The organism is Acinetobacter sp. DSM 11652 (genome assembly GCF_900109815.1).
Classification (GTDB): Bacteria; Pseudomonadota; Gammaproteobacteria; order Pseudomonadales; family Moraxellaceae; genus Acinetobacter.
Genome location: NZ_FOBK01000002.1, coordinates 1 through 11,019, shown reverse-complemented (window position 1 = coordinate 11,019; position 11,019 = coordinate 1). Strand labels below are relative to the sequence as shown.

Annotated in this window: 10 protein-coding genes; 5 read left to right on the top strand and 5 right to left on the bottom strand. The window is 37.3% G+C overall.

Annotation, left to right across the window (positions count from 1 at the left end):
* A partial coding sequence (locus tag BMW42_RS14690; protein WP_171260672.1) for a BapA/Bap/LapF family prefix-like domain-containing protein occupies window positions 1-999 on the bottom strand: 999 nt, incomplete at its 3' end.
* A 321-nt stretch (window positions 1,000-1,320) separates the two neighbouring features.
* Here BMW42_RS14690 and BMW42_RS02375 point away from each other — a divergent pair.
* Window positions 1,321-2,391, top strand: a complete 1,071-nt coding sequence (locus tag BMW42_RS02375) for a zinc-binding metallopeptidase family protein (RefSeq protein ID WP_092766284.1) — start codon at window positions 1,321-1,323, stop codon at window positions 2,389-2,391.
* A 78-nt stretch (window positions 2,392-2,469) separates the two neighbouring features.
* Window positions 2,470-3,231 carry a 3-oxoacyl-ACP reductase gene (locus BMW42_RS02370; protein ID WP_092766283.1) on the top strand — a complete coding sequence of 254 codons (762 nt, stop codon included), beginning with the start codon at window positions 2,470-2,472 and terminating at the stop codon, window positions 3,229-3,231.
* A 90-nt stretch (window positions 3,232-3,321) separates the two neighbouring features.
* Here BMW42_RS02370 and BMW42_RS02365 read toward each other — a convergent pair whose 3' ends face one another.
* The 4 genes from BMW42_RS02365 to BMW42_RS02350 form a co-directional block, all read right to left on the bottom strand.
* Window positions 3,322-4,215 (bottom strand): LysR family transcriptional regulator, encoded by an 894-nt coding sequence (locus tag BMW42_RS02365; RefSeq protein WP_092766282.1) that lies wholly within the window; start codon window positions 4,213-4,215, stop codon window positions 3,322-3,324.
* Window positions 4,216-4,379: 164 nt separating this feature from the next.
* Window positions 4,380-5,651 (bottom strand): DcaP family trimeric outer membrane transporter, encoded by a 1,272-nt coding sequence (locus BMW42_RS02360; RefSeq protein WP_092766281.1) that lies wholly within the window; start codon window positions 5,649-5,651, stop codon window positions 4,380-4,382.
* Window positions 5,652-5,734: 83 nt separating this feature from the next.
* Window positions 5,735-7,105 carry an MFS transporter gene (locus BMW42_RS02355; protein WP_092766280.1) on the bottom strand — a complete coding sequence of 457 codons (1,371 nt, stop codon included), beginning with the start codon at window positions 7,103-7,105 and terminating at the stop codon, window positions 5,735-5,737.
* Window positions 7,106-7,491: 386 nt separating this feature from the next.
* Window positions 7,492-8,406, bottom strand: a complete 915-nt coding sequence (locus BMW42_RS02350) for a LysR family transcriptional regulator (protein ID WP_035270297.1) — start codon at window positions 8,404-8,406, stop codon at window positions 7,492-7,494.
* A gap of 114 nt (window positions 8,407-8,520) precedes the next feature.
* Here BMW42_RS02350 and BMW42_RS02345 point away from each other — a divergent pair, with 114 nt between their 5' ends.
* From BMW42_RS02345 to catA, 3 genes are all read left to right on the top strand, one after another.
* The gene (locus BMW42_RS02345; RefSeq protein WP_092766279.1) at window positions 8,521-9,630 is read left to right on the top strand and encodes a muconate/chloromuconate family cycloisomerase; all 1,110 of its coding nucleotides are present in this window, start codon (window positions 8,521-8,523) and stop codon (window positions 9,628-9,630) included.
* Between the two features lie 26 nt (window positions 9,631-9,656).
* On the top strand, window positions 9,657-9,947 hold the full coding sequence (gene catC / locus BMW42_RS02340; protein WP_092766278.1) for a muconolactone Delta-isomerase: 291 nt from the start codon (window positions 9,657-9,659) through the stop codon (window positions 9,945-9,947).
* A gap of 150 nt (window positions 9,948-10,097) precedes the next feature.
* A complete protein-coding gene (gene catA / locus BMW42_RS02335; RefSeq protein ID WP_035270493.1) occupies window positions 10,098-11,018 on the top strand; it encodes a catechol 1,2-dioxygenase in 921 nt (306 codons plus the stop codon).
* Window position 11,019: the final 1 nt, after the last annotated feature.

The window sequence follows — 11,019 nt, the reverse complement described above, 5'->3', positions numbered from 1 at the left end:
CGTTGCTGGACTGATTACACCATTTTTAGCAGCAATTGCCTCTACCAATTCATCATGCTTAGCTTCTGCAGTTTGAACCGCTTGTGTTGCTGCTGAAAAATCTAAATTAGTAAGATTATCCACAGCATTATTTAGTTCATCACGAGCATTATTTACATCATCAATGCTTGGCTTGTCACCAATATTGTTATTAAAGTCATCTACAAGCTTTTGAGCTTCTTCAATTTCTTTTTCTAATTCTGATCTAGTTTCATCAGTATATGGATCATTTGGATCTTCATTTTCCAACTTATCCTTTGCATTTTCCAAATCAGCTTCAAGATTATTAATTGCTTCTTCTAATTTAGCAGCATCTTTAGCTTCTTGATCTTTTAAAGCATCTTCAACAATAGAAATTAAATCATCAGCCGTCTGGTCAAGTAATTCTTGACTTGATTCTGGGTCTTTTAAAACAGCTTCTGCATCATTAATAGCATTTTCAACTCGCTGTTTTTCATCACCATCCAATTGATTTAATGAATTTTTAGCATCATTGATTGCATCAACTAATTTGCTGAGATCTTTGGAAGGTTGTTTTGTGTCACTTGATCCATTAGCAGCATCAAATACAGCAACGCCAACTCCAACTGCACCTAGTGCAAGTGAACCACCAGCCAACCAATTATTTAAGATTGTAGCGCCAGTTCCAGCACCACCTTCTAGTAACGCTTCTATGCTTTCTAAAGGGTTGTATTCTACATTTTTGAAATCAAGAACAAACATCTCACTATTTTGGTTACGGAAAACTAAATCAGATGTTTCATAATTGAAGTTTTCTAGGGTTATTGTTTCCCCATTATTAAGTTTAATAATGACCTGATTATCATTCACAATCAGCTCTTGAACATCTTCAGGAGCCACGTCGATCATTACAACTGAGTCTTCAACAATTTTAATTATCTTGCTTTCTGAAGTGATCGTATTATTCAAGGTTTTTTTTGAGATAATCTGAGTTTGCATATACAAAATACCCATAGATTTAAAGAAATTTTACTTGATAGCATTAAACGATCATTTAGTTTTCTAATCAAGATTTTTTTAGATTAAAAATCATATATTTCAATATATTGTGATTTACATCACACTATTTTTTAATAAAATTGATTTTATTTTATACAGCAACTAAATGATCTTAATTATACTGCTATTTACAAATTCAATACGTTGATTACTTATTGTTCATCATTTTTCTTGCTTTTAATTTTCATTATTTAATATCAGAAACACAAATTTTTTTTTGAAAAAAGCAATGGTATAATCTCAAAAAAATGAATAATTTTTATGAAATATTTTTCTTGCGCGCAGTGCAATCGGCAAATCTTTTTTATGAATTCTACATGTACTCATTGTGGAATTAATTTAGGATATGTTGTAGAAGAAAGAGAAATGGGAAGTTTCCATAAACATACTAGTCAGTTGTGGAAATCTATTAATCCCAAATTCAAAAATAAACTCTATAAACCCTGTTTTAATTATTTGCATCATCATGTATGCAATTGGATGATTCCTGCAGAAAGTTCTGATATTTACTGTGACTCTTGCAAACTAACCTCTATTATTCCAAATTTAAATAATCCTGATCACACCATCTATTGGAGCAGATTAGAGCATGCGAAGCGTCGTTTCCTTTATATGATGCAACAACTAAATATCATGCCGAGACCAAAAAAAAATGATCATGATCAATTTGGACTTAGATTTAATTTTTTGATGCCCGAACCAGATCTTCCTGTTTTAACTGGGCATGCTCAAGGTACAATTACATTAAATGCAAGCGAAGCAGACGTCGTATACCGCGAAACAACCCGAATAAAAATGGGTGAAAACTATCGAACCCTACTCGGTCATTTTCGCCACGAAAGCGGGCATTACTATTTCGATCTCATTCAAGAGCTTCGACCAGATCTCATTGATGCGTTCAGAGTAATGTTTGGAGATGAACGACAAGATTATGCTGAGGCTTTAAAGCGACATTATCACGAAGGTCCACCCATAGACTGGCAGAAAAAATTTATTAGTTCCTATGCAAGTGCTCACCCATGGGAAGATTGGGCAGAGACTTGGGCACATTATTTACATATGATGGATACCTTAGAAACAGCATACTATGCGGGTCTGAGTGTTCAATCTAAACGTGCTGATCTCCCAAGTATGACGATCGAAGAAAATCCGATTGGTGCTAAAAACTTTGAAACTGTTTTACAAAACTGGTTAACCATCACTTTTAACTTAAATGCACTTAATCGCAGTATGGGTTTAGATGATGCATACCCATTTACGCTATCAGATAAAGTCTTAGACAAGCTCAGATTTATTCATCACAAACTATTAGAAATTTCATTTCAAAAATAAATATTTTTGCTTTATCAAAGGTTGAAGTTACTTATTATTTAAATACAATCTTCACCAAGTCTTATTGGATGTATGTAAATGAAAATAAACGAACAGATTGTACTTGTTACAGGTGGAGCACGAGGCCTTGGATTGGCAATTACCAAGGCATTATTGCGCGAAGGTGCTCGTGTCGTCGTTAATTATCATAGTAGTCATGAGTCCGCTCAGACATTAAAACTTTCACATCCTGATCAAGTTTTTAGTTATCAAGCAGATATTACTGATGCAGAGCAAGTTTCAGAAATGATTAACGCTGCCAAACTGCATTTTGGTGAAGCTATACATTCAATTGTGAATAATGCACTCGTTAGATTTAAATTTAACGGGGATGCAAGACCAAATATTTCACAAATACAGTGGAATGATATGCACACTCAGTTTGAGGGTGCTGTTAAAGCTGCCCTTAATACTACTCAAGCCGCTTTAGCCGACATGAAAGCTAATCGATTCGGTCGAATTGTGAATATAGGAACAAACTTGGTGCAAAATCCTGTTGTGCCATATCATGACTATACTACTGCAAAATCTGCCCTTCTCGCATTGACGAGAACATGTGCTCATGAATTAGGTGAGTTTGGAATTAATGTCAATATGTTGTCTGGTGGATTACTTCAACAAACTGATGCAAGTAAAAGCACGCCACAGGAAGTTTTTGATTATATTGCTTCCGCTACCCCCTTGCGTAAAGTAGTCACTCCTGATGAGTTTGCTTCAGCCATTTTAATGTTTTTGTCACCGTACTCCAAAGCTGTCACTGGTCAAAATTTAATAGTGGATGGCGGTTTAGTTAAAAATTAATAACGATGCTTAGAGCTTAGGCTATTTTTTATTTAAGGAATAGCCTACCTATATAACCCCAATCGCTTGCTCATAGAGTATTTATGAGTGTTATTTTACAAGGATTTCATGAAACATATGTCTAAGCCATTGATGGCTGGTCTTATGATGACAGGACATATGCCAGTATTGTTTAACACCATATGTCGGGAAAGCAATAGGTGCATCAAAGATTTTTAAATTGCCTCGTGATAATAAAACTTCACTTAGATAGTAAGGCACTGTAGCAATCGCATCAGTTTCTTGAACAACAAGACCAACACCAAGATAACTTGGTAATCGCATTAAAATATTTCTTTTAAGTTCAAGGTTTAACAGCTCATTTTCAATATGGTAATGCCCCATTCCCGCATCAATATCAATGTGTGATTCTGCCAAATACTGCTCTTTGCTGATTGAATCTCCCGTTAAACGAGGGTGATCTTTTGCTGCAATTACAACATAATATTGCTCGAATAGTTTTTGTTGATAAAAGCCATTTTCCAAATGAGGCAGAAATCCTAATGCAAGATCAATTTCACCATTTGCCATTTGATAACTTGTTTCAGAAGTTATTGGACGCACATTTAATCTGACATGAGATGCTTTTGCTTTTAGATATTGGGAAATCTTAGGCAGTAATACTAAATGCGAAACATCAGTCATCGCCAAGGTGAATTGTTGATCTGATATAGCTTCATCAAAATCGATCGTAAAATTATTAATCGCTTCAACTTTACTTAATGCTTCACTGACCAATGGGAATAATTGCTTTGATAATTCCGTCGGGATCATTTCATTCCCAATTCTTAAAAAAAGCGGATCGTTATAATGTTGTCGAATTTTATTAAGAATATTACTTACAGCAGGTTGACTCATCTGCAATTGTTCAGCAGCAACCGAGACACTTTTAAATTTGTAAACATGAAAAAAAATACTGAGTAATTTGCAATCTAATTCGTACACGAAACGCGCCTTCTCCTAGTAGATGAGAATGTAAAGTAAAACAAGATCTCATAGTACTTTTATATTTTTATTTTTTCTAGGATCTATTCTGACATTCTCAAAAACCATCCCATAAAAAAAGAGCGAAAAATCGCTCTTTTTATCATCATTCAAGCTGGAATCATTTAGAAATTATAAATTGCTACAGCACTTACACGATTATCCTCACCTGTGTTAGAACCATTTGGTGCAGATACTACAGCTTTACGCTCACCATACACATATTCCAACCCAAGGCTAATCGGTTTGATCGGACTATAGAATGCATTGACCCAACCTTGCCAAAGCTCCTTATTGATCTCTGTCAGATTTACTGCACCACCTCGATAAGCATTTGTCACATCTTGATTCATATAACCAAAACCAACAGTTCCACGCCATTGAGGATTAAATTGCTGCGTTAGACCTATTGTAATCGAGTCAAATTCATTCTCATCTAAAATTTCACCAGATGAGCTACGGCTGATACCAGGATTCGTCCATGAAACGAAACTGCTATCTCCTTTTACATGATAGTAGTCAGCTTTCAGTGTAGTTGAAGGAGCTAACTTATATTGCATACCAAGTCCTACGCCCCATGCAACGACTTCATCAACTTCTGTTTTCTTTTCATTGACCATAGTACGTAAACTGAGTTTAGCATCATCATTTAATTGATGATTCAATCGCGCTGTGACTGCAGGTGTACGCATTTTAGATAAGCCATCTTTTGGATCTTCTGCTGCAAGGACCAAGCCTGTTGCAGGTGCTAAACTCATACTATAACGAACTTGAGGTGTACGTTTTACAGCACCACCCACATAACCTAAGGCATCAATCGTTTCAGGCATATAGTCTGGCACAGCAAAGTTAGACCAAGTTTGACCAATTAACCATTTATCGTAATTCATATAAGCATGACGTATACGAAGATTATCTAATCCAGCTCCACCCAAAAAGTCGACTTCAACTTTACCTGAAACTTTTTTATCATTGATTTGACTATGAATATCCAAACCTAAACGTGTTGCTGATAGAGTCGACTTCAGTTGATCACTTGCTTCACTTTGTCCCGCTAAAGGAACTTTATTAATATTATTATATAGGCGATCTGCCGCACTACCTTCGGCTTGATATGAGGCATCTAGACGAACATTACCATAAAAATTAAAAGTGGTATCTTTACCAACATTTAGTTTTGGTTGGGGTTTAACAGATTCTGTTTTTAATGTCTCAATCGATTTTGTCTGTACAACAGCATTCTTCTGTTGTTGTTCCATCATTGATTTAAGTACTTCAATTTCTTGACGTAGTTGCTCTATTTCAGACTGTTGTGTGCTTTGTGCAAATGTTGCAGTAGAGGTTAAAACAGCTAATGAGATTAAACTTAAAGTAAAAGGTTTGTTTGAAAAGATCATCCTAATCTCTCTTATCCTATAAAATGGTTTAAAAGTCTAAATAACAGCCACCTTCTGGCAGCTGTCTTATTTATAAAGAATTTTTACTGTGCTTGTTCTACGACTTTAGAAGAGTGCACCGGTTCTTCCTGAGCAATTTTTCCATCTACTGAATTTTTCAGATTCACCATAAAAATTGCTAAGGCTGCAATCACACCAGGAATTGCGATGACCAAGAAATTCATTTGGTGCGGAAGTTCCATGGTTAACAAAGCACCAGTGAGTACTGGACCTACGATTGCACCAATTCGACCAATACCAGATGCCCACCCCATACCAGTTGAACGAACTGTCGACGGATAATATTGTGCGACGAATGTATAAAGTAGAATTTGTGAGCCAATCGTTGCAGCGCCCGCGATTGCAATTAGCGTATACAACACGATTTGTGGACTATTAAAGCCGAGAAGGATAAGTGCAAGTGCACCGCACACGAACATAATTGTGAGTACTTTTTTGATGTGGAAACGATCTGCAAGATATCCACCACCGATTGCACCCACCATACCACCGATATTTAATGCAAATAGGAAGATCATACTTGCACCAAGCGAGTAACCCGCTTGAATCATCAGTTTTGGCAACCAGCTTCCTAAAGCATAAACCATGAGTAAACACATAAAGAATGCAACCCAGAACATGAAAGTACTGAAGGTACGACCTTGCTGGAATAATGCTTTTAAAGGAGCTTCATCACCTGCTGTGACTTCATCTAATACAAATTGAGTGTCAGCAGTAATATTTTTTTCAGGTGCGATTTTCTTCACATTAATTCGCACTTGCTCGGTTTGGTTTTTGTTGGTCAGGTACATCAAAGATTCTGGTAGGAATTTCCAAATCAACGGCAATGCGATTAAAGGCAATGCAGCGATATAGAACATAATTTTCCAGCCATATTGTGGAACTAACCAAGCACCTAATAATGCTGACGTCATACCACCAATTGCATATCCACTGAACATAAGGGCAACTAAAGTACTTCTAATTCGCTTAGGTGCATATTCAGTCATTAAAGCAACAACGTTAGGCATCACACCGCCAATACCCAGACCAGCAAGAAAGCGTAAAATACCAAATTCAGTTGGATTCGATGCAAATGCCCCCAAAAATGTAAATCCACTGAAGATTGCCACACAAATCATAATGGTTTTTTTACGACCAAGCTTATCTGATAATGTACCAAATGACATAGCACCGAACATCATCCCGAATAAAGCTGTGCTTGCTAACAATCCAGCTTGTACTGAAGTTAATGCCCATTCCTGCATTAATAAAGGTAATGCAACTCCATAAATAACAAGATCATAACCATCAAAGATAATAATCAATAAGCACCAAAACAATACACCCCAATGAAATGGTGTGAACTTAGCATCATCAATCACACGATTGATATTTAATTTGTTTGCTTCCAAGGTTGCGCCTCCTGCAAATAAACTCTCCAAAAATATGACGCAACATTGACTTAAAGCTGAAAAAATGTCCAAAACCGAATATATCTATATATATACCTTCAAGGTCTGAATAATCTCGAGGGCTTATTTCTAGTATGATTGAATGAAAATTAGACGAATAATTACTTTTAAAAAAAAATTCTTTGAGAATTTCTAATTTGAATTTTTTATTGCAACCTACTTTTTCTTCAAAGTTAAAATTATTTGTTTGAAATTTATCAAAAAAATTAAGCCCCTTTTCGGGGCATAAGCTAAAGTCGTAGTTATTTTGAGTATTTAAGATTTTTGATTGCTATTTTTTATCCAATAGCTTTAGACCTAAGTCTAATTATTGTATTAGACCCTATCTAAATTAAATTTCTATCATACTTAATTGCTTCTAAATCATACACTTGGTAAATACAATCTATTAGAGACATGATGTCCTCGCTCTCATCTAGATTACGTATCGTCATAAATACTGGACTTACTGCAGTTTCATCTAAAATAGGGATGTAAAGCAAATGGGATAGCTGAATTGATTTCGCACTTTCTGGAACAATACAAATACCTTCACCAGCTGCAACCAAACCAAGAGATAGCTGAATTTCTCGCACCAAACGTATATTTTTAGGTTCTAAATTATATTCTGCAAACAAGGCTTGGACTTGAGTTGCAAAGCTAGGGGTTGTATGGCTAGGGTATAAAAAAATATTTTCATCAGAAATATCAGATAGATAAACACCTTCTTTTTTTAAACTTAAAGGATGACTCGCATGCACTGCCATCATTAAGCGCTCTTCACGAAGCAAAATTCGCTTCAATGCTGGATCTGAAATTCTAAGCCGCCCAAATCCAACATCAATCTTCCCCTCTTTGAGTGCTTTAACTTGTTCTAACGTGGTCATTTCAACAAGTTCAATCTTTAAGTGGGGTTGCTGCTGCCTATATAAATATACAATTTTAGAAAGCAGCCCATAAAGCAGTGACCCGACAAACCCCATTGTTACTGTACGTTCAACTAGACCTATACGCTTTGTCATAGACTTAACTTCTTCAGCATTGGCAAGTAATTTCACTGCGTGCTGATAAAAGAAATAACCGGCTTGTGTTGTTTTTAATGGACGGCTACCTCGCTCAAATAAAGCAATGCCAAGCTCTGATTCCAAATTTTGAATTTGTCTACTTAATGGTGGCTGCGCAATAAATAACTTTTCGGCTGCTTTTGTAAAACTTTGTTCTTCTACCACTGCGACAAAATATCGTAGATGTCTAAGCTCCATGACTTCCATACCTTTTAAATATATTAAAATGCAAAAATGATCTTCGACTCTATTTTTGCATTCTTTTAAGGTATACCACATGAAATACACAATGCAAGAATGCGTAGAGTGGAAATGATTACATCAGTTGAAACCTTGCTCGTTGAAATCCCGACGATCCGCCCACACAAGATGGCGGTCGCAACGATGCAAACTCAAACCTTAGTCCTCATTAAAATCGAAACTTCGGATGGTTTCATTGGTTGGGGCGAAGCAACCACCATCGGTGGCTTAGGCTATGGTGAAGAAAGCCCTGAAAGTATCAAAACCAATATCGATACTTATTTTGCTCCACTACTCAAAACTTTTACTGATCTCAACGTTGCTCAAATTATGCAAGTGTTGAAGAAGAATATTAATGGCAACCGTTTTGCAAAATGTGCCATTCAAACTGCTTTACTCGATATTCAAGCTCAACGTTTAGGCTTGCCGCTGTCTGAAGTGCTAGGTGGCCGTCTGCGTGACAGCGTCCCTGTGCTTTGGGTGTTGGCTTCTGGTGATACGGATAAAGATATCGCTGAAGCGAAAAAGATGATCGAAGCTAAGCGTCATAACTTCTTTAAATTAAAAATTGGTTCTCGTGCTGTAGAAGCAGATGTTGAGCATGTTCTCACCATCAAAAAAGCGTTAGGTGCTGATATTTCTATCCGTGTCGATGTGAACCGTGCTTGGTCTGAGTTAGAAGCGATCAAAGGTATTCAGCTTCTGCAAGATGGTGGTGTGGATCTAATTGAACAGCCATGTGCGATTGACAATATTGATGCCATGGAGCGTTTAACTCGTCGTTTTGATATTGCCATTATGGCGGATGAGTCATTGATGGGTCCAAGTACAGCTTATCGTTTAGCGAAGCGTAATGCTGCTTCTGTGTTTGCTGTAAAAGTTGCTCAGTCTGGTGGCCTACTCGAAGGTCGTGATGTAGCAACCATTGCAAACCTCGCTGGTGTAGATCTGTATGGTGGCACGATGCTTGAAGGTTCTGTTGGCACCATCGCTTCTGCACATTTGTTCTCGACCTTTGAGAATTTGGCATATGGCACTGAATTGTTTGGTCCATTGCTGTTAACTGACGAAATTTTAAAGACCCCGCTTCAATATCGTGATTTCGAATTACATCTGCCTCAAGGCAATGGTTTAGGTATTGAGTTGGATTTAGACAAGATTGACAACCTTCGCCGCAAATAAGCGACGTGATACATCAGGAGTGAGACATGCTGTTTCATGTACGAATGGATGTGAACATCCCACTGGATATGCCAGTTGAAAAAGCGAATGAGATTAAAGCTGTTGAAAAGGCGTATTCGCAAGAGTTACAGCAACAAGGCAAGTGGCGTCATATCTGGCGAATCACAGGTCAGTATTCAAACATCAGTATTTTTGATGTGGAAAGCAATGAAGAGCTTCATTCAATTTTACAAGGTCTTCCGCTTTACCCATATATGAATATCGAAGTAATGGCGTTAAATCGTCACCCATCTTCTATCCGTGAAGATGATCGTTAAGTTTTAAGTGTCTTGGCTTGATTGATTCAGGCCATGACATCAATACATCCAGAGGTTTTTTAGCGTCATTTTAAACAAGGATTGTGGCAGCGAGCTCAAACACATTAGAAGTCAGCCACCACACAGCAAGCATACTTAAGGAGAAATAGTATGAACCGCGAACAAATTAATGCTTTAGTCAAAAAAATGAACGTTGATACTGCAACAGGTCCTGTTGATGAACGTGTTCAGCAAATCGTTGTACGTTTAGTATCTGACTTATTCCAAGCGATTGAAGATTTAGATTTAAGCCAATCTGAAGTTTGGAAAGGTCTTGAGTACTTTACTGATGCTGGTCAAGCAAACGAATTAGGTCTTTTGGCTGCTGGTTTAGGTCTTGAGCATTTCCTTGATTTACGTGCAGATGAGAAAGATGCTCAAGCAGGTATTACAGGTGGTACTCCACGTACAATTGAAGGTCCATTGTATGTCGCTGGTGCACCAGAATCAGTTGGTTTTGCACGTATGGATGATGGTTCTGAAGAAGGCAAAATCCCAACTTTAATTATTGAAGGTATCGTTAAAGATACTGAAGGTAACATCATTGAAGGCGCTAAGGTTGAAGTTTGGCATGCAAACAGCTTAGGTAACTACTCGTTCTTTGATAAGTCTCAATCTGACTTTAACTTACGTCGTACGATCTTCACGGATGCACAAGGTCAATATACAGCATTAACCACAATGCCTGTAGGTTATGGCTGCCCACCAGAAGGTACAACTCAGTTTGTATTAAACAAACTTGGTCGTCACGGTAACCGCCCTTCACACGTGCATTACTTCGTCACTGCGCCTGGCTACCGTAAATTAACTACGCAGTTCAACATCGAAGGTGATGAATACCTTTGGGATGACTTTGCATTTGCAACGCGTGATGGCTTAGTGGCAACTGCTGTAGATGTAACTGATGAAGCTGAAATTGCTCGTCGTGGTCTAAAAGGTGCGTTCAAACATATTCAATTTGACATTGAATTAGTGAAAGACGTTGAAGGTGCGCCTTCTACTGAAGTTGAACGCCGCCGCGCATCAGCTTAAA